This window comes from Aneurinibacillus sp. REN35 (assembly GCF_041379945.2).
Classification (GTDB): Bacteria; Bacillota; Bacilli; order Aneurinibacillales; family Aneurinibacillaceae; genus Aneurinibacillus.
This window is the reverse complement of sequence record NZ_JBFTXJ020000007.1, coordinates 1-24,818: the sequence shown is the minus strand read 5'-3', so window position 1 is coordinate 24,818 and position 24,818 is coordinate 1. Positions and strand designations below refer to the sequence as shown.

The window sequence follows — 24,818 nt, the reverse complement described above, 5'->3', positions numbered from 1 at the left end:
GAGGAGTAAAAGATATGGAGTATAAAAGAAAAGAAGGCTTCCGTCTCGTATTTTCCGATGGGATTGTAGGTACGTTCAATATTATTAAAATAGGGGATCGCTATGTTCACAGCAAGCCTGGTGAAGTAAGAATTCATGATCTCAGTCTTAAAGGAGCGAAGGTATCAACGTCGCTTGCGCTTCCGGCACAAAAAGAGCAGATGCAAATTGAATTGCACTTTACAGTATATGAACAACCGTTTGTTGTGCGCGGCAGTATGGCATGGAAACGAGAGGAGCAGGGGCGTTATTATTATGGAGTTTCTTTTGATGAAGAAAGCTATTCCGCATCTGATCTATTCGAAGAGCTAAAACTGTATGCACGTAAAAGAAAAGAGTTAAAAAGTGAGGCGGAAGAATAAGAACAAGGGGGCGCATCCGCGCCCCCTTGTTCTATGAATGCTGCAATTAGTCCCGATTGCCAAAGATACGCAGCAGATAAAGAAATAAGTTAATGAAATCAAGATAGAGAATAAGTGCGCCCATAATGGCCTCTTTGGTTTCTTCGTCAGATCCTTCATTCCCAAGGACGTTTGCTTCTTTGATTTTTTGGATGTCATATGCGGTAAGGCCGCAGAAAATAATGACGCCTGCATATGTTGTAATCCAGTACAAACTGCTGCTTTGAAGAAAGAAATTGACCAAAGTTGCCAGAATCAATCCAATGAGCGCCATGAATAGAATGGAACCCATTTTTGAGAGATCGCGCTTTGTCACATAACCGTATAAGGCCAATGCACCGAACATACCGGCTGTAATAAGGAAGGTGAGTACGATGGAGCTTGATGTATATAGAGCAAACAACAGCGAAAACGTGATGCCATTAAGCGCGGCGTAAACAAAGAAAAGAAGGGTCGCACTCGTAACCGATAACTTGTGTACACGTGCTGATAAATAAAATACCATCACAAGCTCCGCGACTACTATGCCAAAAAATGCATACGGATGTTCGTTAAAATAAGCTAATACATTCTCATTTCCGCTGAGCAGGTAAGCGACGATAGCCGTCAGCAATAATCCAACGAACATCCATGAGAAGACACGCTGGATATAACGCCGCTGTTCAGCGGCAACCGCTGCGAGGTTCAAATACATCCACTCCTTTTTTCTAATATAGGTTTGATTTTACCAAATTATTTCAGTTAAAAAAAGGAAAAAACATATAACAAAAACGGCCTCCATTAAAGAAAGCCGTTTTTGTTATAGACTAATGGTTAGAAAGTTACTTCGCGTCGTTGAAACGCTTGTTTACTTCATCCCAGTTAATTGTGTTCCACCAAGCGGAGATATAATCCGGACGCTTGTTTTGATATTTGAGGTAGTAAGCATGCTCCCATACATCAAGACCAAGGATTGGCGTTTTGCCTTCCATCAGTGGGTTATCTTGGTTTGGTGTGCTGGTGATAGCCAGCTTGCCGTTGTCAACAACAACCCAAGCCCAACCGCTACCGAAGCGTGTAGCCGCTGCTTTTGCAAATTCTTCTTTCATTTTGTCGAAGCTGCCGAAAGCGTCATTGATAGCTGAAGCAACATCACCTGTTGGTGCGCCGCCGCCATTCGGGCTCATAATTTGCCAGAACATGCTGTGGTTATAATGACCGCCGCCATTATTGCGTACAGCTGTGCGAATATTCTCAGGTACGCTATCGATGTTACGCATCAGATCTTCAATGCTTTTGTCAGCCCACTCAGCATTGCCTTCAAGCGCTGCGTTTAAGTTGTTAACATATGTTGCGTGGTGTCTGTCGTGATGGATTTCCATTGTTTGTGCATCGATGTGCGGTTCAAGTGCATCGAAAGAATAAGGTAGAGCTGGTAATTCAAATTTTGCCATGACGTAACTCCTCCTTTATGGTTGTACACGAATATATTTACAGATTTAATTATATCGTACTGCTATTATAATTCAATACAAAACAGATAAAAAAGTATAGTAAATATGTTTTCCTACTGTTTTTATTCAGTAGAATTAATCATAAATTACACGGGAGCTGTGATCCCAGCCCCCTCCATCACCGGGGATGCCCCCTCTGTTGTCAATTTCTTCGATAATTTTGTGATGATAGCTTACACCTTGCGTATTAAGAAATGCTGCTGTTTCACTCATCATATTGTGGTAATACAAAAGCTCTTCTATCTTCCATTGTGCAAGCGGAACATCGCTCAATTCATCAAGTCTGCGCCCTACATACATGTCCGACACTCACCCCCTGCCTTTTTGTACCTCTTTTACTTTTGCCGCAATGACTCCTTTTTAAACATCAATGAAATATACGCACATGAGAGTACATGTTTTTAGATAATTCATCAAATATTCATAAAAATTTAGGTGAAATGAAAGGGTTTGCGTTGGAAAAAAATGAATATACTTAGGGAACAAAACAAATAAGAAAGGGGCAGTAATGTATGTATCCTCTTGAAGAAGTTCTGACTTGGGAAGCAGAAATGTCTGACAGTCTCGATCAGGAGCGCCAAATTCTTGCTTCGTATCAATGGATGAAAATGGATTTGAATGATCGTCGTGCCATCCTTCTTCAGGAAGATACTCTGGATGTATTTGCCCTTGATAAAGTAGATCAGGCTCTTCTTCGTATAGAAGAGCTGATTCTAGAACGGAATTCAATCATCAGTGAAAAGCAACAAGCCGTGCGGAATCTATATCAGCAGTGGCAGCAGCTATTTAGAAGCTAGCGGTGATGCTGAGAACCTGTCTGATTTCGGCAGGTTTTTCTTTTTCTGCGCTTTTCCTACCCTGTACATAGCGACATTTAACATCATGTAGTGTAAAATAAAAGATAGACGAAAAGCAGGGAGGACGTTGGCGTGTTAATACGGTCGTTTCGTTTAGGAGATTATGTACACATCACACGCATCTGGCAGGATACAGGTTTGGAACAGACGGAAACGGAGACCCTCGATGCTCTGGCCAAGCAGCTTGCCTGGGATAGCGACCTGGTTATGATTGCAGAACATGAAGGAGAAGTCGCTGGTGTTATCGTCGGAACCATTGACGGAACACGCGGCTATTTTTACCGGCTCGCCGTAAATCCTGAACTGCAGGGGATGGGCATTGGACGTAAGCTGGTAGAAGCGCTTGAGAAGCGATTTGAAGAAAGAGGCGTAACAAGAGTATTTATTATGGTAAATCAGGATAATAAGAAGGTGCTTCCTTTCTACCAGCAGCTTGGGTATGAAGTAAAGGAATATATTACATTGTCCAAGAAATTAATGCTTCATACAGATACGGATATAGATATAGAGTAAACGGCGCTCATTTCTTTCGCGCCAAGAAGAAAATGAGCGTGAAGGAGTGTGCGTATATATTATTATGAGAAGGAAGGAGAGCGTGATGACGTCACCCGGAACCCCGTTTCGCATCGAAAGCTATAAGCATAATCAATTATTTCACCGCTCATGGGATAAAACCCTGCTGCTGCATCTGAGTGACGCTGTCCTAATCGGTGGGAACGACAATGTCCGAGTCACCGAATCGGATGGACGGGAGTGGCGAACGCGCGAACCAGCCATATGTACGTTTGGTCGTGGACAATGGTTTAATACGATTGCAATGATCCGAACCGATGGCATTTATTATTACTGCAATATAGGCTCTCCGTTTTCTTTACGCAATGACTTGGTGACGTACATAGACTATGACCTTGATGTGAAGGTCTATCCAGATATGAGCTACACCATTCTGGATAAGGAAGAGTTTGCACTGCACAGCCGACAAATGCAATATCCTCAAGATGTCGTGGATATGGTATATAAGGGAGTGCAGGAAGTCGTTACCTGGATACAAGAGAGAAGGGGACCTTTTCACCCGGGCTTTGTTGAGCGCTGGTATGAACGATACTTGCATTTACGAAATCAGTGAGACTCCTTTTCGCGACGAAAGGGAGTTTTTTATTCAATCGTAAGTGGCGCAGAAGGGAGCTGAGAATGTGGGCAGCATACGAAGGTACCTGATATTTGTCAAGCCGTACCGAAAGAAAATTGCGCTGACTATTGTGATTGGTATTTTAAAATTCGGAATACCGCTTATTATGCCGCTCTTGTTAAAGTATGTGGTGGATGATATTCTCCCGGCGAACATATCGCCGGATGATAAGATTAAAGAATTGCTATATGTAATGGGCATTGTGTTTTTGCTGTTTACTGTTGTGCGTTGGCCCATTGAGTATTGGCGGCAGTATTTGGCACAATCGGTTTCGAATTCGGTGCTATATGATATTAGAAATCGGGCATTTGATCATATTCAGCGACTGTCGCTTCGTTATTTCCACAATCATCGTGCAGGTGAGGTCATCTCTCGTGTCATTAATGATGTGGAGCAGACGAAGAGTTTTGTAGATACGGGTCTTATGAATATTTGGTTGGATTTAATTACGCTGTTTATCGCGCTTGCCATTATGTTTTCGCTGGACGGTTGGCTTACACTGGTCTCCATCTGTATGTTTCCGCTCTATGGATTTTCAGTGAAGTATTTCTACTCTAAGCTGCGCCATTTGACACGGGTGCGTTCGCAAGCGCTGGCAACGTTGCAGGCGCATTTGCACGAACGAGTACAGGGAGTACCCGTTATTAAAAGCTTTGCGCTTGAAGAACATGAGCAGGGTCAATTCGATGAACGCAATAAGAATTTTTTATCGCGGGCGCTTGAGCATACGAGTTGGAATGCCAAAACATTTGCTGCTGTGAATACGATTACTGATATTGCGCCGCTCTGTGTAATTGCGGTTGCCGGATATCAGGTTATTCAAGGGGATCTAACAGTAGGTTCGCTGATTGCATTCTATGCGTATCTGGACCGTTTATATGCACCGCTGCGTCGTCTGGTTAATTCGTCAACCACGCTTACGCAGGCGTTGGCATCAATGGATCGTGTATTTGAATTCATGGATGAACCGTATGATGTGACGGATAAGCCGAACGCGCGCGAGTTGCCCCAGCTTGAAGGACGGGTCGTGTTCGAGAATGTTCGTTTTCGCTATTTATCAGAAGGAGAAGACGTATTAAAAGGAATCAATCTGACGGTTGAACCGGGTAAGACGGTTGCGCTGGTTGGAGCAAGCGGGGGAGGGAAATCTTCGCTTATCAGCCTTATTCCCCGTTTTTATGATGTGAGGGAAGGAATGCTGCGCATTGACGGCTATGATGTGCGTGATGTAACAATGAAGAGCCTGCGCAGCCAGATCGGTATGGTGCTGCAGGATAATATTCTGTTCAGCGATTCTATCCGCGAGAATATCCTTATGGGGACTCCAGAGGCGAGCGAAGAAGAAGTGATTGAAGCGGCCAAAGCGGCCAATGCGCATGACTTTATTATGGAACTTACGAATGGATACGATACCGAGATTGGAGAGCGCGGTGTGAAGTTGTCCGGTGGACAGAAGCAGCGTATTGCGATTGCTCGCGTATTCTTGAAAAATCCGGGTATCCTTATTCTTGACGAGGCGACTTCGGCACTTGATCTTGAGTCTGAGCATCTCATTCAGCAGTCGCTGGATCGACTGGCGCATAATCGAACGACATTTATCGTCGCTCACCGTCTGTCTACAATTACTCATGCGGATAAGATTGTGCTGATTGAGGATGGACAGATCAAGGAAGAGGGCACGCATCAGGACCTGATGAATCGGCAGGGTGCGTACTATAGACTGTTCACAGTGCAGAATCTGGATGGTGCTGAGGTGACTGAATCGAGATAAGAGGTGTTATTGTCACAGGGCCGATTCGTGAACTGGAGATATTGAAGTATGGAAATGGAGAGGGAGGAGCCTGTAGAGCTGCTCCCTTTCTGTTTTCGATTAGTTTGAGGATGCGGCAGTTTCATCATAAATTGCCTCCCAACCGGCCGGTGTGACAAAGATACGAATGCATTTGATTTTACGATCTTCACATAACGTAAACCAATGCCGAGTATAGGCTGGCACTGAGATCAGATCTCCCGGTTCCATCACAACGTCGAAATAGCGCCCATCAATTCCTTTTAGAGTGAAGATGCCATGCCCATCCACGCAGAAGCGTACCTCGTCATCGGTGTGATGATGCTCTTCTCTAAATTTGTCCAGCAGCCCATCGAGATTTGGTGTCTGTTCCGACAGGACGATGATGTCCTCAGTCTGATAGCCGCGTCTTGCGCTCAGATCGGCGATTTCTGTGCGGAAGGAGTCGATAATTTGCTGTTTTTCTTCAGCTGATGGGGAGTAATTCTCCCGTAAGTTTTCATCTAAGCGGTCCACACCCCATTTTTCATAGATAACATCCTGGCTCTTCAAGAACTCCCTTACTTCATTTCCTTTCACAAGTTGTTCTTTCGTCTCTAAAAATGTAATATAAGCCATAGTATTTCCCCCTTCTTCCGAATATTCGTTCTATAATATGTTTATTTATATATGTCCTGCGGCCCGATAGGTTAACGACTGTTGTTGTACAGCCTGTTGTCCTGCGATATGTTTAGCTAGATGTTGGAATTGAAGCCATTGCAGGATGTGCCATGAGCGGTACAGTAACATCCGGGTCTGCTGCGAGCCGGTGCAGGATGTCGAAGCCATACGGCAGCACATTTATAAGCAGGCAATTGGCTCCATAGTCGATTGCGTATTTGGCTCTATCGACTAATTGATGAACCGGTCCGGTAAGATTAGCCGCATACAGCACGGGACGATCTGCTGCTTTGATAATACGATTATATGCAGCGAGCCGTTCTGCAAGCGGTGCCTTATCCTCTACGAAGAAGATTTCATCATCTTTTATGAGATCGACACCACCTTCAACTTGTGCGGCAAATTGTGTTTCTAATTCGCCGAGCGGAAGTCCGAGGCAGGACTTGAAGATGCTCATCAGCAGTGGACGATCATGTACATTGAGCTGCTCCCGTATTCCGGCGATACCGAATGCAGGTCCGGGAAATTGCGAGAGTAGGGAAGGGGGGAAGTCGATGTCTAGCAGCCTGATTTTTCCGTCCATAGATAATTTGCCGAATACGGTAGTTAAGAGAGCAGGGATATCAGGTGTGATGTTGCGAACCGGATAGCAGACCGATATGATCCCTCGCTGTATCCCGTCTTTTTCATCCTTTATGATTACATCTCCCACTGTGCCGAGGTAGGCAGCCAGCATTTCCTGCCGTGCAAGCGGCAGATCGGTCCAACTGCCTACGGTCATGCCTACAGCGATGCTTTCCGCTTTTTTATATAAATTTTTCGCCTCTGTTTGATAATAAACCGTAATGAATTCGCTCATGTTTTTCACCCTTTCCAAGAAAACAAAAACGCTCTCCTTCTGAAAGAAAGAGAGCGGTACGTTCAAAAAAAGTGAACTTCACGATCTTATCTTCCAGAATGAATGATTCATTCTGCAGGAATTAGCACCTTGCTCTTCACCTATGACGGTTCAAGCAGGTTGCCGGGCTTCATCGGGCCAGTCCCTCAGCCTTCTCATGATAAGAAGAAAATGAAATTGTCTGTGTATAATCATAGTTTTAAATTATTAGTATGTCAATAGGTTTTATTCGTCTTCTCCCTGATGATGGTGAAAAGTGTGCACCAGCTTGCTGAGCCGTTCAAGCTGATTGGCATATTCGAGAATTTCCGCAACTACAGGGAATAAGTGGCCCCACTGCCCGTCGTCTTCTTCTTGAGGCGTATTTTTAACCAGTGGATAAAGCCGCATAAACTCATCGAGCATTCGGGTATTTTCTTCTGTGATTTCTTCCGGTAGGTGCCAATCTTCCCGTGTTTTTAAAATCCCATCATAGGTGAGCAGGATGTTTTTATGATATTCCGTCAGTACTTCAAGCTGTTGTTGAATGAGCGGAAATAGGTGATGTCCAGGCTTAAAGGAAGAGTAAATATGGCGTTCAAATGTACGCAGCATATCCATCTCTTTATAGAGAACAATGATCATTTGTCTGAAGATAACGAGCTTCTTCTGGCTTGAATACGTAACTTTTCTAAGCTTCGTGATTTCCTCTTTATATAGATCATAGAGCTGATCAATGGTCTTAAAGTTAGTCTTGATCTTCTCTTTTTCTTCCCGGAAAACCTTCTCTTCCATTTCATTGTGAATTAATGTCCGCATGAGCACAGAGAATTTATCCCCGGTTTCTGATATTTCTCCGAAGAGCTTATGCTCATAACGGGGCGGGATGAATATCGCGTTTACAAGTGCTGCTGAGAATACACCAATAACAGTCAAAAGAAACCGATTGCCCGCAAAATAGAGATAATTTCCCGTTGATGTCTCCATTACAGCAATGACAGTTACGATGCTAAGTGCAAGGCTATTCTCAAACTTGAGCCGAAGATTGATCACAATGACCAGCATTACCACGATACCAACAATTAACGGCTGGGCTCCTAGAAAATACGTAGCGGTTACGCCAAGGGCTGCACCGATAAAATTCGCTTCCATCTGTTCCCGTAAATGCTTCAGCGTCCGGTATACTGTCGGCTGAATGCTTAATGTTGCGGCAATCGCCGCAAGTACAGGCGGTTCAAGATCGAACCACTGACAGACAAGCAATGCCAGAATTAAGGCAATTCCTGTCTTTAGAATACGTGCTCCGACGCGCATAATACCTCCATAAGTAGCTTTGCTAATAATGTATAATACCACGGTTTTAAAAAAAATCAACAAATAAAGCAGCCGTCCCTGGGAGGAGGACGGCTGCCGATATAGGTGGTACTCACACTGCAAATTGGGAGCTGCAGGTGAAAATTATACGCAATAGATTATTCAGTAGCGATAGACGGATCGGCCTGTTCTTTGATTGGAGACACCATAATAAAGTGCTGCTCCGCCTGATCCTTAAGTTCCTCAATGAGAACGGCTTTGTCTTGTTGGCCGCTCGCTTCTAGTTCGGCAATGTATTCGCCGAGCAGGAAGTTAATGTCTTCTTTGCCTTTATGACTCAACGGGGCAAGTGTAACCTTTGCGGCTTTTGCAATACGTCGTTCGATGGCAGCTTGGTCAAGCCCCATCTCCGGCTGTAGCCGCAGGTATATGGTGCCGCCTGTCATACCGGAACAAATCCATGGACCGGGGTCACCTAACACGATTGCACGGCCGTTTGTCATATACTCAAATGCAAAGCCTTTGATGTTGGCACGAGCGCCGATGCCGCCTAACGTATCATTGATCGGCTCTTGAAGTTCACCGCCGATAATTACATCAGCCCCAGAGAGGCGAATGCAGGCGCGGGCATCCGCGTTCCCCTGCACAATATAGAGACCTTTCTGTGCTCCATAGCAGAAGCTTTTGCCCACAGAACCATTGATAAACTGGCGATTGGCATTAGGTGATTTCATAATCATAACGCGTCCGCCAAACCCGGTCTTACCAACCCCATCCTGTGCACCGCCGTGTACACGAATGGATACGCCCTCTGCATTGAAGGCTGCGAGTCCGTTTCCCGGCACACTTCCATTCTTAAATGTAAGTGAAACCTCAGGCAGATCAACGTAGCTTCCGTCTAGATGCGGTTTAACACGGGCGCCGGAATAGCGGCTGCCAAGAACGCGCTGATCGCTGAGTACATTGGTGAATGTCTCATGAATCGGCGCATGAGGCGAAGCATAGCGATCACTCTCCTCATATCCTTCAGCTCCTACTGCTATGAGGACTTTGGAGGCGGCGCGTGCTGGCTCATCTAGCGGGAATGGCGCAGGTGAGAGCAGGGACGTTAAATCCATCTGTTCTTGACCGCGTGTCTGGATAAGCAGATCGGCACGTCCGACCATATCTTGTGTTCGCTCGAATCCAAGCTCAGCTGTAATGCGCTTGACTTCTGTTCCTAATTCTGTGAACAGACGCTTGAGGTTATCGATTGCAATATCGAAGACGCGTGGTACAAAGCGGCGCAGTCCATGCTCTTTTGCTTCTTCTACGGATTCGATTTGTGTAGCGATTCCTACATGGCATGTATCGAGATGGCAGCCGCGGCACGTTGTGCAGCCCACTGCCAGCATAGCAAGTGTGCCAAATCCGATTCGGTTTGCGCCAAGCAGGATCATCTTCACAACATCGTGACCGCTCTTGATGCCGCCATCGGCCCATACTTCTACTTTATCACGAAGTCCTGCTTCGATGAGTGCTGTATGTGCAGCTTTTACACCAATTTCTACTGGGAGACCAACGTGTTGCAGAGCATGCACCCGTGCTGCGCCCGTACCGCCATCAAATCCGCTTAATGTGATGTAGTCAGCGCCTGCCTTAGCGACACCGACAGCGATGGTACCGATATTTGGTACGATCGGAACTTTGACACATACCTTTGCTTCATTGTTGGCGGTTTTTAATTCAGTAATGATCTGTGCTAGGTCCTCGATCGAATAAATATCGTGGTTATTCGAAGGAGAGATCAGATCTGAACCAAGTGTAGCGTTCCGCGCAGCGGCTACTTTTTCTGTTACCTTTTTGCCTGGCAGATGACCGCCTTCGCCCGGTTTTGCGCCCTGCCCGATTTTGATTTCAAGCAGATTGGATGAATTGGCCAGCTCTATGTTTACTCCAAAACGCCCTGAGGCAACTTGCTGTCCACGCGTTTTAGGATATTTGCCGAGCATATCTTTAATTTCGCCGCCTTCTCCGTTAAAGCTAATCATATTTAACTGATCTGCCGCTTCAGCATAGGCACGGAATGCGATTTCATTCTGCGAGCCAAATGACATGGAAGAGATTAAGAACGGCAGGTTGTGCTCTCCAATAGACACATCCACTTGCTCGGGTGTAACATGTTGGTTCGTCTGAGCTGAAGTAAAGTCAGCCAGATGGCGGATCGAAAGCGGATTCTGCTGTTCCTGCTCACGCAGTTTTTCAGCAAAATCTGCATACGGAAGACTTCCGGCAGCAACCTCGCCGATAGATTTCCAGATACGAGGCCACATGTGGAAGATTTTTGCGGGTCGCGCCTTCTCATCGTTGAAATCCTCATAGCGCTTTCTGCTGTCTGCCTCAAGTGCAGCGAAAGATACCCCAGCTTGGTTACTGCCGCAAAAATTCACGATATCAAGCACATCCGCCACTTCTTGACGCAAACCAATGGAAGAGAAGAGCCGTGCATAGCCGCGAAGCTCGTGAATACCGATTGTGGAGATGACCTTCTCCAAGCCTTTAGTTAACGCATTGAATAGATATTCAACAGAAGAGCCATCTTTTGAGAATGCGGTCGCAAATAGTAGATAAGGAGCTACTGCATCTGCTCCAAGTCCACATGCCAAGGCTACATCATGGAGGTTGCGAATAGAGCCGGAACGAATGACAATGCTTGCTTGACGTCGGAGATTGTCATTGCCTCGTCCTCCAGCTTTCTTTAATGTCTGATCTATTTTTGAGATCAAAAGATGCGGGTCGATCCAATAGTGATTGTCTTGATGTGCCATGCTGTCATCGAATAATAGAATGCGTGCACCATTTTGTACGGCATCTACTGTGCTTTGTGCGATTCGATCAAGCGCAGCAGGAATGGTCTCGCCATCTGCAAAGTAGACAGGCAGCATGTAAGCGTCCGTCCCAAAATGCTCCAGCATCTGCTCAAGTGATACGGTATTCAGAGCAGCGGCTAACTCCTGCAGGCTTTGTCCTTCAAGCAGAAGTGGAGATGGAAGTTCGAGTGCTTTGGTTAGATTTCCGACTTCCGGAAAAAGAGCAGGACGGCCGCCGAGAACGACACGGGTAGAGAAGTGCTCCATTTCCCGTTCGCGGTCGATTGCCGGATTGGTCACGACAGCGACACTTTCTTTAATAAAATCTGCAATGTTCTGCCGCACGTCGGCAATTGCAGCCAATGGAGCATCATGACCCAGAGAGCGAATCGGTTCTGCGCCATTTTTGGACATTTGTTCTGCCAACTGCATATGCTCGCGCTCCCAACCGTAAGCGGCATATTGCTGATTGGTTACGGTCTCGATATCATCATTCGGTGTTTGAGCAGGTTTTACTTCTGCGAAGTGAAGCTGGCTGCGGAAGTCGGCAAAATCGACGCGTTTGCCTGAGCGCTCTAGAATCAGATTCTGCAATTCATGGTGCGGAATCACTGTGACCGATTGGCCGGGGTGTAATTGTACGCCTACTTTTTCTCCTGGTGCTAAGGCTTTGGGTTCGCTTACCATTTCATATACAGGAATGACACCTTGTTCGGAAGAGAAATACAGCGATGTTTCGCTTTCTACCATCCATACCGGACGCAGACCAAGTGCATCTACACTAAATACGCACTCATTGGCATAACGAGAGACGATGCCGGCCGGCCCCTGAGCAAAATGCCCCCATGTTTGTCGGTAGTATACATATAAATCCTGCAATTCCGGACGCAAGTTTTTCATTTCGTTAATAATTGGCGGGAATACCATTTCTAGAGCTTCGAATAGAGACATATCATAACGGTGAATTAATGTTTCAAGTGCGCGGTTCATATTTTGTGAATCGCTGCCGCTCTCGACCAGATCGACATTAAGCATGGCGCCTTCGTCTTCTAGCTTCCGGATGGTATTAATTTCTCCGTTATGTCCAATGATTGTGAAAGGTTGTACGCGGAAAAAATTAGACAGTGTATTGGTGGAATAACGATTATGTCCAATTGTTACAGATGAAGCGAATTCGGGTTCCTGAATATCAAGAAAGTATTCTGGAAGGATATTTGCTGCTCCCATGACTTTATAGGAAGCCGAGTGATTGCTCAGTGAAGCGACATGAACATGATGGTTCTTCTCAATTGCGATTAACAGCTCGAATAGTTCTTTGTCTATTCGGTCATTACCCTCGTATTTACAAGCGAGCTGCCAGAAAATCGGTTCATCCGCTCGTCCGTTTTTACCAAGGACGCTGCTATTTACAGCGTTTTGCTGTTCTAGTTCAATGGTGAGGCCTGCTTGTGCGAACATGCTGCGGATATCTGTCATTACATGATCCACCTGGTGTCCTTTTGTTGGGATAAAAATGTGTCCCACAGCAAACGCGTCGGAGTATGCCAGGTCAGCTGATTTTCCAATTGACTCTAATCTCTTTGCCCAAAGGTCACGGGGAATATCGCTTAAGATCCCGCATCCGTCTCCTTCGCCATCGATGAAACCGGAACGATGTTCCATCTTGACAAGACCGTCGATAATTTTAGATATGTTATCGCGATGTGGGCTTCCGTTTTTCTCAATAATAGCGATAATGCCACAGCTATCATGTTCCTCTGCAAGGTGATTACGGAAATTGCCGAAATCTGCTCTCTTCATCGTCTCGGTCAGCTGCACTGACCTTCACCTCCTAATAACTAATAGTCTCTCACACAAAAGCAAAGGCTTGTTTATTTGTATATATGGTCAGCCCTTGCAAAAACACGAACATAATAGGTCCGTTTAATAAACAGTTCGATAAAAAAAACTAAACAGAACTATCGGAAAAGTAAGTATAGAATATCATGAATCGTTTGCATCTACAATAAAAAATTTGATTAATTATTCAAGTGAAAGCGTTTTTATTTCTTTTTTATAAATAATTAAAATAATTTAGAATATAAAGTATAATAATTTAAAAACGAACTATTTTGAGATTATTTTTAATTAATATTCGGATGTATTTGTGCATTATACAACAAATAATGAAAATTCTTCTTGTTTATCATAGATGTTATATTATGTAACAGAGAAAGGTTTGTATAAGAATATTTGCCTATAAGAAAAGAGTGGGACACTATGCCCCACTCAATATAAAAAAATTTAATGCATATTTATTATTTTTTTTGCATTTTAATAAACGAATTCTCTGCTGCTTGTATCGTACGAATGATATCATCTTCCGTATGAGCTGTTGTAATAAACCATGCCTCATATTTAGAAGGAGCAAGGCAGATTCTTTCCTCAAGAATAGCGCGGAAGAAACGGGCAAACAGTTTACTATCTGCTGTATTAGCATCGTCATAATTTTTGACGGGTTGATCAGTAAAGTACATGGCTAAGGCTCCAACAACACGGTTGATTGTTACAGATACACCCGCCTTCTGCGCTGCTTGTGCAAGTCCATCTCCTAGGAGCTTGCCCAGACGATGCAGCTCTTCGTATACACCTGGCTGCTCAAGTACTTCTAAGCATGCAATACCGGCCTGCATGGATAATGGGTTTCCGGCATGTGTTCCTGCTTGGTATGCAGGACCAAGTGGTGCCACTTCCTCCATGATTTCTTTTCGTCCGCCATAGGCACCAATTGGCAGTCCGCCACCGATGATTTTACCCAGTGCCGTAAGGTCAGGCTCGATGCCTAATAGATTCTGTGCACCTCCATATGTAAAACGGAAGCCTGTAATGACTTCATCATAAATCACGAGCGCACCGGCTTCGTGGGTGATACGGTTGACTGCCTCAAGGAATCCGTCATCCGGTGCAACAATACCAAAGTTACCAACAATCGGTTCTACCAATACACCGGCAATCTCGTCTCCCCATTTGTCCATTGCTTGGGCGAATGCTTCGATATCATTATATGGAACGGTAATGACTTCATTGGCAATTGATTGTGGAATACCTGCGCTATCTGGTATGCCGAGTGTGGACGGTCCAGAACCGGCTGCTACAAGTACAAGATCAGAATGACCGTGATAGCATCCGGCAAACTTTATGATTTTATTGCGTCCGGTATAAGCACGTGCTACCCGAATCGTCGTCATTACTGCTTCCGTACCTGAGTTATTAAAACGGATTTTTTCCATGGAAGGAATGGCTTCCTGAATTTTGCGAGCAAAAATCGTCTCCCAAGGTGTTGGAGTGCCGTATAGAACTCCGTTTTTAGCAGCAGAGATAATCGCTTCGGTAACATGAGGATGTGCGTGTCCGGTAATAATTGGGCCGTATGCGGCCAGATAGTCTATGTATTTATTACCATCAACATCCCAGAAGTAGGCGCCTTCTGCTTTAGCCATTGTAACAGGGGCGCCGCCACCTACGGCTTTAAAGGCACGAGAGGGGCTGTTTACGCCGCCGACAATAACTTCTAGCGCTTCTTGATATAATTCTTCAGAACGTGTGAAATTCACTGTTGATTCCTCCTATATAAATAGATTCCATAGTTAAAGATACGTGATATGTGTTAAAGATGAAAGGAGAAGAAGTTTTTCCCTGCTTTTTAACTTTAACACGAATTGCAAAAGAGGTATGATAGCTAGTGAAACAAAACGGAGGGAAAGAGAAATGCTGCGAATTGAAGCAAAAGGGCTTACAAAAGAGTTTAAATCATATTCAAGCCGTCCGGGACTTTCTGGCGCGTTTCGTGATTTGTTTAATCGGCAATATCGTATCCACCAAGCGGTGAAAGGCATCGATCTTGAAATCGCCCCAGGTGAAATCGTAGGCTATATTGGAGAGAATGGGGCAGGTAAATCAACTACCATTAAGATGCTTACCGGCATTCTGATGCCTACGGCGGGCTATCTGCGAGTAAACGGTATGGACCCACATCGTGAACGTGAGAAGTTCGTACGTACAATCGGTGTCGTATTCGGCCAGCGTAGCCAACTTTGGTGGGATATCGCGGTACAGGAATCATTCACACTCCTCAAGAAGGTGTATCGTCTCTCGGATGAAGAATATAAGCGTCACATGGGCCATGTTATTGATGTATTAGAAATTGATCATCTGCTAAATAAGCCGGTTCGAAAGCTAAGTCTTGGCCAGCGGATGCGCTGTGAGCTGGCAGCCGCGCTCATTCATAATCCTCCGCTGCTTTTTCTTGATGAACCTACCATCGGACTTGATGTATTGGTTAAGCTTAAAATCCGTGAATTCTTAAAGGAAATTAACCAGACGTACGGCACGACGATCCTGTTAACTACTCACGATTTATCAGATATTGAGGCGCTGTCCTCACGGGTCATTATGCTCGATAACGGCAGTATTATCTATGACGGCGGATTAAATGAGCTTCGTACAACATGGGGAAATGAAAAGCGTGTCGTGGTCGAATTTACGAATGCTGCTGAAGTGGAAGAACTAGAGCGCTTAACGAGCACGCTTCCTGTCACATGGCAAAAAGAGAATGACCTGCGCTTTCGTGCGATCTTTGGTGAAGAGAGTGTGGCGATATCTGATCTGCTGTCCCGTATTATCTCGCGGTATGAAGTGAAGGACATCTCGATTGAGACGGTTAGCACAGAGGAGATTGTCCGTAAAATTTATGAAGAAGGCGTTGTCCATGTTTAGCATGTATGCGGAAATTATCCGCATTCGATTTCTTACAATGCTTGCGTATCGTGTGAATTATTACAGCGGCATTATTGTATACAGCATCAATATCGGTGCGTATTATTTTTTATGGAATGCAATTTATGGCGGGCAGACCAGTATGGGAGGGCTTACTGCACAACAGATGGTAACGTATGTTGCTATCAGTTGGATGGCTAGGGCCTTTTACTTCAATAATATTGACCAAGAGATGGCACTTGATATTCGAGAGGGTAAAGTCGCCATTGAAATGATCCGTCCATACAATTATTTAACGGTTAAACTTATGCAGGGATTCGGTGAAGGGATATTTCGTTTGTTTTTCTTCTCTGTTCCCGGAATGGTGATTGTAAGCTTTATTTTTCCTGTTCATTATCCGGGCAGCTCGGTAACGTGGAGCTGGTATGCGTTTAGTCTGCTTATTAGCTTTGTAATCAATACGCAGATTAATTTAATTACCGGTTTGCTGACGTTTTTCTTCTATAATAATGAAGGGATCATGCGGGCGAAACGAGTAATTGTAGATCTGTTCTCCGGATTGATTCTTCCGATCAGCTTCTATCCGGAGTGGGCGCAGGAGATCTTAAAGTATCTTCCGTTTCAGGCGATTAGTTATTTACCTGGTATGATCTTTACTGGAGGTATAGAAGGAGAGAAGATTTATACCGCCTTATTTGTTCAGGGGGCGTGGGTTATTGGATTATTAATTCCGATATGGTTTATGTGGAGACAAGCGCGTAAGAATGTGATTATCCAGGGCGGATGAGCATGGATTATATACAGGAGAGACCTTTCCTATATTGGAGGTCTCTCTTTTTTATACAGGCTTTTCTTGGGGGCGCATAGAGTGAAGAGCGCTGTATACAGGTATGAAGAAAAACCAATAATAATACAATATGAGGCTGCGGAAGATAGGGGGTATCGTTATGAGTCGTCAGCAATTGAAGGAGAGGCTCAAAATGAAAAAGGTGGAAACGAAGCATGGAGAGCAATTTAATAATTTGCTGCGGTATGTGTTTCAGGTGACCAATCATGATTTGCAGGTGGTCGGATGGGAGAATAGAGAGATTGCACAAGCTAAGCTGCCTGTGCTGAAGCAAGCTGATGTATTGGGGTGGTTTGACGGTGATAAGCTCATCTCACAGTTGGCTGTCTATCCATTTCAAGTAAATATTTTTGGGCAGACATATGAAATGGGTGGATTGACAGGTGTAGGAACGTATCCTGAATACGCCAATCTTGGATTGATGAACCAATTAATGCGTCAGGCGTTGACAAATATGCGCGAGCGGCAGCAATCCATTTCCTATTTATATCCTTATTCCATCCCGTTTTACCGCCGTAAGGGGTGGGAGATTATTTCGGATAAAATATCTTTTGAGGTAAAGGATACACAGTTGCCAAAATTAAAAACAGTGTCCGGTAACGTGGAGAGAGTAACGATTGAGTATCCGGTCATCAAAGAGGTGTATCAGCGTTTTGCACTGCAAAATCACGGAGCTATGATCAGGAATGATCTAGCTTGGGAAGAGAATTTGCGATGGGACCTAGACGATATGACAGCGGCGATTTATTATGACGGTAATCATGAGCCAACAGGATATCTGTTGTATTGGATCGCGGGAGAGATTTTTCATATGAAGGAAATGATTTTTTTGAATCAGGAAGCGCGGTCAGGTTTATGGAATTTTGTTAGTGCTCATTTCTCCATGGTCACGCATGTTAAAGGACATATCTATACGGATGAGCCGCTGGCTTTCCTGCTCGAAGATGGTGATATCAAGGAGATGATTGCGCCTTATTATATGGCCCGTATTGTAGATATCACCCTTTTTGTGAGGAATTATGTATTTCAGCCGCAGGAAAAGGATTGTCAGATAACATTTAATCTGCATGATCCAATGCTTGAATGGAACCAGGGGAATTTTACGTTGACAGTTAATAAGGATGGGAGAGGACGGATAGCTGAAGGTGGAAGCAATCCCACTGCTACATTTGATATTCAGACATTAACGACAATGCTAATGGGATATAAAAGGCCATCCTATTTATCCCGAATTGGACGATTTCACTCAGATGAAGCGACAGTTGATTTGCTTGAAGAATTGATTATTCGCCAGCAGCCGTATTTCTCTGATTATTTTTAATGTCATATACAGGTGTCTCTCTTATCGATAAAGGAGGCACCATTTTTAATAGGCTTTTTTCTGCAAAAATCTATAGCTAAAAGTAACTATAGGCTATTCCTTGTTAATGTGTAATACTAAAATATGACTATAGTGCCAGTGAAACGAATTATTTTACAATATGTTTTAGGTAATTGCTTGGGAGTTTTTTGCACAAAAGGAATCTTCATGACTACATAATTACAGAACAATAAGAAATTTTATCTACCATAATTATGAAGATATGTAATAAAAGAACCAATCGGAGAGGGTGGGAATTATGGTGAAACGGTATTCTGCACGTCTTGCAAGCAAGCTTGTCTTGGCCGCTGTGTTCAGTGCGTCGGTGCTTCTGCCAGGACAAGCATTTGCAGAGTTGAAGGAAATGGATAAGATCAATAGCTATCTGCCAGAAGATATTAAAAAGCACTGGGCAGGCGACCGTATGTATGATCTGCTGCATGCTGATATGATGAAGGGCTATGTAGATAGGAATGGAACAACAACTGTGCAGCCGAGCAAAAAGATTACGCGGGCTGAGTTTGTATCGCTGTTAGTAGGTGCGCTTAGCCTAAAGGAAAATCCTGATCAAGACATTAAAGCATTTTCTGATGTGGAGCCGGGGGACTGGTATCATAAGCCGATTAGCATTGCGAGTTCGTTTGGCATCGTGAAAGGGGTAAGCGACACATCGTTTGGACCGAACCGTTATATTACCCGTGGTGAGATTGCCGCCTTTATCTCCCGCGCATTTGCCTATACGATTGAATTTGATGAAACGAAAGGAAAGAACTTTACGGATGTGAAGTCATCGTATTGGGCGATCAGAGAGATTAAAAAGACCAGCTCTGTAAAAATCATAAACGGTTATCCGAACGGAGCTTTCAAGCCGTTTGAGTATGCAACTCGTGCTGAGGCCATGGTCATGTTATCTAATTCGCTATATCTAGAAGAAAATGCTGTACCGACCGATAAGGTGTTGAGTGACATGGTAAAACAGTATGAGGAAGAAGAAGGCAAGGCACTTAAAGCCACAGATATGGAACGGATGCGGGATGCGGCTTATACAAATAGCATCGGATATCATAAAGCCACGCGTGATGTAACCGCAGCCGTCTTGCGTAAATTAAAAGAGGACGGCTATAGTATTGAAGTTACCAGAGAAGGTGATTTGAATGCGAAGGTGATCGGTAAATGGAATCGACTGGCAGTCGTCGAAGTCGATGGAGTGGAATACCGTATAAAGGCAAGTAAGGAAGGGTCGGCTGATCTGATAAACACGCAAAAAATAGATGGTATCTTTATGCTGAAAAAGAATGTGTCAAACAATAAGTGGCAAGTATATTCTTCAGACATTCCTATGCTTGTTACGGACAAAATGATATCGGCTGTAAAAAATAAATAAAAGAAACGGACGGGGGGAACCCTGTCCGTTTTTATTACCAAATATTTTTCTTTCTAAAATAGTCGATTGCTTGGCTTAAGGTAGAGAAGCTCGGGTGCTCCTGAAGGTATGAATCGACCTCGATCATTTTGGTGGAAACTTGTGGTTGAATGCCGGTAATGACTGCTTGAATGCCGGTGAGGCGAAGCGCATCAACGAGTTTGACCAGACTATCAGCAAAATCTGTATTAACATCTTGGATTGCAGTTAAGTCAATCGCAAGTTTCTCAATGCCGATTTGCAGACAATCTTGAAGGGTGCGCTCAAGCAGAAGCGATCTGTGGTTCTCTGTAACAGTCGGCTGAAGAGGTAACACGCCTATTTTTTCTGAAATTGGTACGATGTTGACGGCCATTTGCTGAATGATCTGCTTAAGTTCTTTTTCCTTGGTGATATAGTCGTCGATATTGCGAAATTGAGACATGGCTCCAATGATCGCATTGTCTTTTCTTAGAAGGGAAGTTTTGCATTGGAAATACTTTCGCTCTCCTTTCCAATTGTAGGGGAGAATCTCATAAGTACGCTCCTCCTGCAATCGAAGCGAAGTAGAAAGAATGCTTTGGTATTCGCTTAATTTGGAAAAGCAATCATCGATAGAGTGGCCTTTGACGTCTTCGAGCCGAATGTCCAACAGTTCTTCACCCACAGGGTTTATAAATATAATGTTGTATTCTGTATCAATAAGTACGATGGCATCAGATAATTTTTCGAGTGCTTGGGTAAGCATGATTATAACCTCTCTCCCTGAGAGTTTATCCAAGTTTAACATAGGTTGTCTTGTACTTCTCTCACAATAAAGGTACTAATTCGTCTCCTTATTATATAAATCCTTCTTTTCATACGATATTGACTTGGAGAGTAGAAAGCATAACATTAAGGAGGATGAATGATTTTATAGCAATTAAATAGCGAAGGAAGGAGGGTGTGGTATGTTTTATCTTTCGCTTTTTTGGGATTATCTTAAACAGTATTTTAAGATGCGATTTGCTTATCGAATGGACTTTATAAACGGTATGCTGTCCGATTTTGTGTTTCAAGTAACGAATTTGGTTTTTATTCTTGTTGTGTTTCAGCATACGACATTGCTTAAGGGATGGACACGCGAAGAAATTATTTTTATTTATGGCTTTTTTCTTGTACCGTATGCGGTGTTTTCTACCTTTTTTAATCTGTGGCAGTTTCAGGAGAAGTACATTATCAAAGGAGAGATGGATCGGGTATTAACTCGGCCTGCTCATAATTTGTTTCAGGTTATGCTAGAGACAATGGATCCGCAATCGTTAGGCGGAGCGGTAACAGGCATCATTATTATGATCTATGCAGGCGCTTCAATGGGACTAGAGCTTTCATGGTATGATCCGTTTGTCTTTATTCTGCTTGTTCTATCTGGTGTACTCGTATATGGAGGCGTGTATACAGCGATTTCTGCTATCGGATTTTTCTCGGATTCGAAAACCGGAATTAGCCCGATGATCTGGAACATTCAGAACTACGGGCGCTACCCTGTTAACATTTATAATAAGGTTATCCGTTTTTTGTTAACATGGATTTTGCCTTTTGCTTTTGTTGGTGTGTATCCGGCCGCATACTTCTTAAAGCGGGAAGAGTATTATAGCTATACGTTGTTGACACCGGTAATCGGCGTGGTCTTTTTTGCTATGGGAATTGTCGTCTGGAATTATGGAGTGAAGAATTATCGAGGAGCAGGTTCCTAAATACAGGATCTGCTCCTTCCTTTGTTTTATCAACCGAATCTTGATAAGATGAAGAAGATGGAATTACAGTGGAAATGGAGGAATACATACAATGGCACATACAGAGATTGGACAAGAGGCGCCGGATTTCACGCTTGCGGCAAGCAATGGGGAGCAGGTATCACTGCACGACTTCCGTGGAAAGAATGTTGTTCTGTATTTTTATCCGAAAGATAACACACCAGGCTGCACAAAGGAGTCCTGCGACTTCCGTGACAAAATGGAAGCGTTCACCGCTAAGAATACAGTGATCTTAGGAATTAGCAAGGACGATTTAAAATCTCATGACAAGTTCATTCAGAAATATAACCTGCCGTTTCTTCTATTAAGCGATACAGAGGCGGAAGTATCAACGCTGTATGGAGTGTATAAGCTGAAGAAGAATTTTGGCAAAGAATATATGGGTATTGAACGTTCTACATTTATTATTGATAAAGAGGGACGGTTGGCAAAGGAGTATCGAAAAGTAAAAGTGGATGGTCATGTAGATGAAGCATTGCGCTATATTGAAGAGAATCTGCAGTGATGAATTAACATCTGCTTGAAGGAAAGGTGAGGAAAGTTGAATGGGCGTCGCTCATTACGATTGGACAGACTATTATGACATTGTGTCTGATGGACTTGAAGGAGATGTCGGATTCTATACAGAACTAGCACTTCAGACAGGCGGATCGGTGCTTGATCTGGCATGTGGAACAGGACGTATTTCTATGCCGCTTGCACTGAATGGCCTTGAGGTATACGGGGTGGATTCGTCAGAGAAAATGCTTGAGAAAGCAAGGATGAAGGCAGAGATGGCACAGGTTGGCGATCGTGTTACATTTATACATGGAGATATGCGTACCTTTAATCTTGAACGTACATTTCCGCTTATTATGGTTCCGTATCGTTCGTTTCTGCACATGCTCTCTGTCAAGGAGCAGATAGCGGCCCTGCGTCAAATCCGACAACATCTCCCAGACGGTGGGTTGCTCGCCTTGAACATATTTGTGCCGCTTATTTCGCATCTATACGAGCAGAATGAGAAAAGTGCAAGTCGTGGCATCTATGCCATTCCGGGAACAACAGATCGACTGGCTGTCTGGGATTATACACGGTATGATCATTTCCAACAGATTGCCGAGATTATCCGGCAGTATGAACGGATGGATCGAGACGGCACGGTTATTCAACGTGTGGTGGCTCCATTCCACATTCGATATATTTTCCCTGCTGAGATGCACCATTTACTGCGCCTTGCGGGTTTTAGTGTCATTGGGCGATATGGCTCTTTTGCCAAAGAGGCCTTTGGCCCGTCAAGCACCGAGCTTATTATCGTCGCGAAGAAAGTATAGAGTGCTAGGTAGAGGGGGGAACGCGGAAGGTGAAGATTGTTTCTACAGCAAAAATGAGCGAACGTCATCAAGAAACGCTTAAAGCAGAATTTCCTGGCTGTGAATTTGACTTCTATCCTCATATGAAGAAAGCGGAAACAGACGTAACGGATGCGGAAGTATTGGTTACATATGGTGAAGATTTAACCCCGGAAAATGTAGGAGAAATGAGGAACTTACGCTGGATTCAGGTGTTGAGCGCGGGAATGGATACGATGCCGTTATCTCTATTAGCAGATCGGGATATTCTGGTGACAAATGCGGGCGGTATTCACAAAGTACCAATGGCAGAGTATACGTTTGGTGTCATGTTGCAGGTAGCTCGCAAGATGAATGAATTGTATGAAAAGCAGCGTAATAACGAATGGGATCGAAGTTTACGTGTAGAAGAGTTGTATGGCAAGACATTGGGTATCATCGGGGTGGGAGCTATTGGGGAAGAAGTAGCCCGCCGTGCAAAGGTTTTCGGAATGAAGGTGCTAGGAGTAAGCCGCAGCGGTAAGCCGAAGCCTGATTGTGATGAGATGTATACGCAGCGACAACTTACGGATGTACTTCCACGCTGTGATTATATAGTAGTAATTGTGCCGTTAACTAAGGATACTCGTCATCTGATCGGGCGTGAAGAATTAGAATCCATGCAGGAGACAGCAGTACTTATTAATATTGCCAGAGGCCCCGTAATTGATGAGGAGGCATTACTTTCTCATCTGCGGGATGGGAAGCTGCGTATGGCTGTGCTTGATGTGTTTACAGAAGAGCCTCTTCCTGCATCCTCTCCGTTTTGGAAGTTAAAAAATTGTTTGATTACGCCGCATATATCGGGACGTTCTCCATTATACATGGAGCGCGCACTAGAAATCTTCCGCCACAACCTCTCTATATACCAAGGAGAGAAAAAAACGGAAGATATGTTGAATGTAATCGACAGTCGCCAAGGGTATTAGCGTTTACGTAAATCATAATAAAGCAAGCGAACGAAGGAGGATGTGTTGTGAGGATTTATACAAAATCAGGAGATAAAGGTGAAACAAGCCTTGTCTATGGGATGCGTGTGCCAAAGCATGATCCGCGTGTGGATGCTTACGGAACGTGTGATGAAGCAAACTCAGCTATTGGATTGGCACTTTCTCACTTACCAAGTAATGAGAAGTGGCAGGAATTATCTTCGGTTTTCCATATTGTGCAGACAAAACTTTTTCACATTGGTGCTGAATTGGCTACCCCCGCTGGAAAAGAGGTAGGATGGAAAATAGAAGAAAGTGATGTGGAACAGTTAGAGAATATTATTGATAAATGGGATGCTGAACTCCCTGCATTAAAAAACTTCGTATTACCAGGTGGTTGTCCGGCAGGGGCTGGCTTTCACTTTGCAAGGACAGTAGCCCGCCGTGCAGAACGTAAGGCGATTGCTGTGAGTGAACAATTAGAAGTGAATCCGGTTGTGATTCGTTATTTGAATCGTTTATCTGACTTTTTATTTGTAGCAGCGCGCTACGTAAATCAAAAAGAAGGAACTATAGAACCTACACTGCACGAAGGATAAACAGTAAACGTAAACATAAAAACAGGAGCATATATACAGTAGCGCTCCTGTTTTTGTGTTGATTTCTAGTTTGGAATTGTGATACGATACTATTCGCTCACATTTTAGGCGAGTAGCGAATGATTTTGAATAGAAAAGAACATAAGAAATCAAAAATAAAAAACCTTGCCTAATGTAATTCCATGTGATATATTATAAAAGTCGCCGCTGAAAAACAGCGTGACGCGAAGATGTTTTTAATAAGTTCCTTGAAAACTGAACAGTGACACTCGATGTGTGCGAGTAAATATAT

23 protein-coding genes and 1 riboswitch are annotated in these 24,818 nt (G+C 44.0%); of the genes, 14 read left to right on the top strand and 9 right to left on the bottom strand.

Annotation, left to right across the window (positions count from 1 at the left end; translation table 11 throughout):
* Positions 1-14: 14 nt before the first annotated feature.
* Complete coding sequence (locus AB3351_RS14060) at positions 15-401, top strand: PilZ domain-containing protein (RefSeq protein ID WP_371147771.1); 387 nt, start codon at positions 15-17, stop codon at positions 399-401.
* A gap of 46 nt (positions 402-447) precedes the next feature.
* Here AB3351_RS14060 and AB3351_RS14055 read toward each other — a convergent pair whose 3' ends face one another.
* The 3 genes from AB3351_RS14055 to AB3351_RS14045 all read right to left on the bottom strand — a co-directional run bounded on the left by AB3351_RS14055 (position 448) and on the right by AB3351_RS14045 (position 2,233).
* A complete protein-coding gene (locus AB3351_RS14055) occupies positions 448-1,128 on the bottom strand; it encodes a Bax inhibitor-1/YccA family protein (protein WP_371147770.1) in 681 nt (226 codons plus the stop codon).
* A gap of 133 nt (positions 1,129-1,261) precedes the next feature.
* Entirely contained in the window at positions 1,262-1,873 is a 612-nt protein-coding gene (locus tag AB3351_RS14050) for a superoxide dismutase (RefSeq protein WP_371147769.1), read from the bottom strand.
* A 135-nt stretch (positions 1,874-2,008) separates the two neighbouring features.
* Entirely contained in the window at positions 2,009-2,233 is a 225-nt protein-coding gene (locus AB3351_RS14045; protein ID WP_371147955.1) for a hypothetical protein, read from the bottom strand.
* A gap of 212 nt (positions 2,234-2,445) precedes the next feature.
* Between AB3351_RS14045 and AB3351_RS14040 the strand changes: the two genes are divergently transcribed.
* The 4 genes from AB3351_RS14040 to AB3351_RS14025 all read left to right on the top strand — a co-directional run bounded on the left by AB3351_RS14040 (position 2,446) and on the right by AB3351_RS14025 (position 5,750).
* A complete protein-coding gene (locus tag AB3351_RS14040; RefSeq protein WP_371147768.1) occupies positions 2,446-2,730 on the top strand; it encodes a hypothetical protein in 285 nt (94 codons plus the stop codon).
* A gap of 132 nt (positions 2,731-2,862) precedes the next feature.
* Positions 2,863-3,303, top strand: a complete 441-nt coding sequence (locus AB3351_RS14035; protein WP_371147767.1) for a GNAT family N-acetyltransferase — start codon at positions 2,863-2,865, stop codon at positions 3,301-3,303.
* An 82-nt stretch (positions 3,304-3,385) separates the two neighbouring features.
* Positions 3,386-3,916 carry a DUF402 domain-containing protein gene (locus AB3351_RS14030; RefSeq protein WP_206249333.1) on the top strand — a complete coding sequence of 177 codons (531 nt, stop codon included), beginning with the start codon at positions 3,386-3,388 and terminating at the stop codon, positions 3,914-3,916.
* Positions 3,917-3,983: 67 nt separating this feature from the next.
* A complete protein-coding gene (locus AB3351_RS14025; protein WP_371147766.1) occupies positions 3,984-5,750 on the top strand; it encodes an ABC transporter ATP-binding protein in 1,767 nt (588 codons plus the stop codon).
* 99 nt (positions 5,751-5,849) lie between these two features.
* Here AB3351_RS14025 and AB3351_RS14020 read toward each other — a convergent pair whose 3' ends face one another.
* From AB3351_RS14020 to AB3351_RS14000, 5 genes are all read right to left on the bottom strand, one after another.
* Positions 5,850-6,386: a 1,2-dihydroxy-3-keto-5-methylthiopentene dioxygenase gene (locus tag AB3351_RS14020; protein WP_371147765.1), complete on the bottom strand. Its 537-nt coding sequence runs from the start codon at positions 6,384-6,386 to the stop codon at positions 5,850-5,852.
* 112 nt (positions 6,387-6,498) lie between these two features.
* On the bottom strand, positions 6,499-7,287 hold the full coding sequence (locus tag AB3351_RS14015) for a RuBisCO large subunit C-terminal-like domain-containing protein (RefSeq protein ID WP_371147764.1): 789 nt from the start codon (positions 7,285-7,287) through the stop codon (positions 6,499-6,501).
* Between the two features lie 83 nt (positions 7,288-7,370).
* Positions 7,371-7,493: riboswitch (SAM riboswitch) on the bottom strand.
* Between the two features lie 58 nt (positions 7,494-7,551).
* A complete protein-coding gene (locus tag AB3351_RS14010; protein ID WP_371147763.1) occupies positions 7,552-8,619 on the bottom strand; it encodes an FUSC family protein in 1,068 nt (355 codons plus the stop codon).
* A 158-nt stretch (positions 8,620-8,777) separates the two neighbouring features.
* Positions 8,778-13,268: a glutamate synthase-related protein gene (locus AB3351_RS14005; protein ID WP_371147954.1), complete on the bottom strand. Its 4,491-nt coding sequence runs from the start codon at positions 13,266-13,268 to the stop codon at positions 8,778-8,780.
* A gap of 497 nt (positions 13,269-13,765) precedes the next feature.
* Positions 13,766-15,061, bottom strand: a complete 1,296-nt coding sequence (locus tag AB3351_RS14000; RefSeq protein ID WP_371147762.1) for a glutamate-1-semialdehyde 2,1-aminomutase — start codon at positions 15,059-15,061, stop codon at positions 13,766-13,768.
* A gap of 154 nt (positions 15,062-15,215) precedes the next feature.
* On the opposite strand from AB3351_RS14000, the gene AB3351_RS13995 reads away from it, so the two are divergent.
* The 4 genes from AB3351_RS13995 to AB3351_RS13980 all read left to right on the top strand — a co-directional run bounded on the left by AB3351_RS13995 (position 15,216) and on the right by AB3351_RS13980 (position 19,814).
* Entirely contained in the window at positions 15,216-16,223 is a 1,008-nt protein-coding gene (locus AB3351_RS13995; RefSeq protein ID WP_371147761.1) for an ABC transporter ATP-binding protein, read from the top strand.
* Positions 16,216-17,010, top strand: a complete 795-nt coding sequence (locus AB3351_RS13990; protein WP_371147760.1) for an ABC transporter permease — start codon at positions 16,216-16,218, stop codon at positions 17,008-17,010. Before AB3351_RS13995 ends, AB3351_RS13990 begins: the two co-directional genes overlap by 8 nt.
* A gap of 160 nt (positions 17,011-17,170) precedes the next feature.
* Complete coding sequence (locus AB3351_RS13985; RefSeq protein ID WP_371147759.1) at positions 17,171-18,391, top strand: GNAT family N-acetyltransferase; 1,221 nt, start codon at positions 17,171-17,173, stop codon at positions 18,389-18,391.
* Between the two features lie 298 nt (positions 18,392-18,689).
* On the top strand, positions 18,690-19,814 hold the full coding sequence (locus AB3351_RS13980; protein ID WP_371147758.1) for an S-layer homology domain-containing protein: 1,125 nt from the start codon (positions 18,690-18,692) through the stop codon (positions 19,812-19,814).
* A 34-nt stretch (positions 19,815-19,848) separates the two neighbouring features.
* Here the strand turns inward: AB3351_RS13980 and AB3351_RS13975 are convergent, their stop codons facing one another.
* A complete protein-coding gene (locus tag AB3351_RS13975; RefSeq protein WP_371147757.1) occupies positions 19,849-20,580 on the bottom strand; it encodes a PAS domain S-box protein in 732 nt (243 codons plus the stop codon).
* 202 nt (positions 20,581-20,782) lie between these two features.
* Here AB3351_RS13975 and AB3351_RS13970 point away from each other — a divergent pair, with 202 nt between their 5' ends.
* The 5 genes from AB3351_RS13970 to AB3351_RS13950 all read left to right on the top strand — a co-directional run bounded on the left by AB3351_RS13970 (position 20,783) and on the right by AB3351_RS13950 (position 24,526).
* Entirely contained in the window at positions 20,783-21,568 is a 786-nt protein-coding gene (locus AB3351_RS13970) for an ABC transporter permease (RefSeq protein WP_371147756.1), read from the top strand.
* Positions 21,569-21,659: 91 nt separating this feature from the next.
* Positions 21,660-22,133 (top strand): thioredoxin-dependent thiol peroxidase, encoded by a 474-nt coding sequence (gene bcp, locus AB3351_RS13965; protein ID WP_371147755.1) that lies wholly within the window; start codon positions 21,660-21,662, stop codon positions 22,131-22,133.
* A gap of 40 nt (positions 22,134-22,173) precedes the next feature.
* Positions 22,174-22,941: a class I SAM-dependent methyltransferase gene (locus AB3351_RS13960; protein WP_371147754.1), complete on the top strand. Its 768-nt coding sequence runs from the start codon at positions 22,174-22,176 to the stop codon at positions 22,939-22,941.
* Between the two features lie 29 nt (positions 22,942-22,970).
* On the top strand, positions 22,971-23,927 hold the full coding sequence (locus tag AB3351_RS13955; protein ID WP_371147753.1) for a D-2-hydroxyacid dehydrogenase: 957 nt from the start codon (positions 22,971-22,973) through the stop codon (positions 23,925-23,927).
* Positions 23,928-23,974: 47 nt separating this feature from the next.
* A complete protein-coding gene (locus tag AB3351_RS13950) occupies positions 23,975-24,526 on the top strand; it encodes a cob(I)yrinic acid a,c-diamide adenosyltransferase (protein WP_371147752.1) in 552 nt (183 codons plus the stop codon).
* The last annotated feature ends 292 nt before the right edge of the window (positions 24,527-24,818 follow it).

Bases quoted from the DNA above. Each gene is read 5' to 3' on its own strand.
- AB3351_RS14060 (WP_371147771.1), top strand. From the start codon at position 15: ATGGAGTATAAAAGAAAAGAAGGCTTCCGTCTCGTATTTTCCGATGGG.
- AB3351_RS14050 (WP_371147769.1), bottom strand. From the start codon at position 1,873: ATGGCAAAATTTGAATTACCAGCTCTACCTTATTCTTTCGATGCACTT.
- AB3351_RS14045 (WP_371147955.1), bottom strand. From the start codon at position 2,233: ATGTATGTAGGGCGCAGACTTGATGAATTGAGCGATGTTCCGCTTGCA.
- AB3351_RS14040 (WP_371147768.1), top strand. From the start codon at position 2,446: ATGTATCCTCTTGAAGAAGTTCTGACTTGGGAAGCAGAAATGTCTGAC.
- AB3351_RS14020 (WP_371147765.1), bottom strand. From the start codon at position 6,386: ATGGCTTATATTACATTTTTAGAGACGAAAGAACAACTTGTGAAAGGA.
- AB3351_RS14015 (WP_371147764.1), bottom strand. From the start codon at position 7,287: ATGAGCGAATTCATTACGGTTTATTATCAAACAGAGGCGAAAAATTTA.
- AB3351_RS14010 (WP_371147763.1), bottom strand. From the start codon at position 8,619: ATGCGCGTCGGAGCACGTATTCTAAAGACAGGAATTGCCTTAATTCTG.
- AB3351_RS14005 (WP_371147954.1), bottom strand. From the start codon at position 13,268: ATGAAGAGAGCAGATTTCGGCAATTTCCGTAATCACCTTGCAGAGGAA.
- AB3351_RS13995 (WP_371147761.1), top strand. From the start codon at position 15,216: ATGCTGCGAATTGAAGCAAAAGGGCTTACAAAAGAGTTTAAATCATAT.
- AB3351_RS13990 (WP_371147760.1), top strand. From the start codon at position 16,216: ATGTTTAGCATGTATGCGGAAATTATCCGCATTCGATTTCTTACAATG.
- AB3351_RS13985 (WP_371147759.1), top strand. From the start codon at position 17,171: ATGAGTCGTCAGCAATTGAAGGAGAGGCTCAAAATGAAAAAGGTGGAA.
- AB3351_RS13980 (WP_371147758.1), top strand. From the start codon at position 18,690: ATGGTGAAACGGTATTCTGCACGTCTTGCAAGCAAGCTTGTCTTGGCC.
- AB3351_RS13975 (WP_371147757.1), bottom strand. From the start codon at position 20,580: ATGCTTACCCAAGCACTCGAAAAATTATCTGATGCCATCGTACTTATT.
- AB3351_RS13970 (WP_371147756.1), top strand. From the start codon at position 20,783: ATGTTTTATCTTTCGCTTTTTTGGGATTATCTTAAACAGTATTTTAAG.
- bcp (WP_371147755.1), top strand. From the start codon at position 21,660: ATGGCACATACAGAGATTGGACAAGAGGCGCCGGATTTCACGCTTGCG.
- AB3351_RS13960 (WP_371147754.1), top strand. From the start codon at position 22,174: ATGGGCGTCGCTCATTACGATTGGACAGACTATTATGACATTGTGTCT.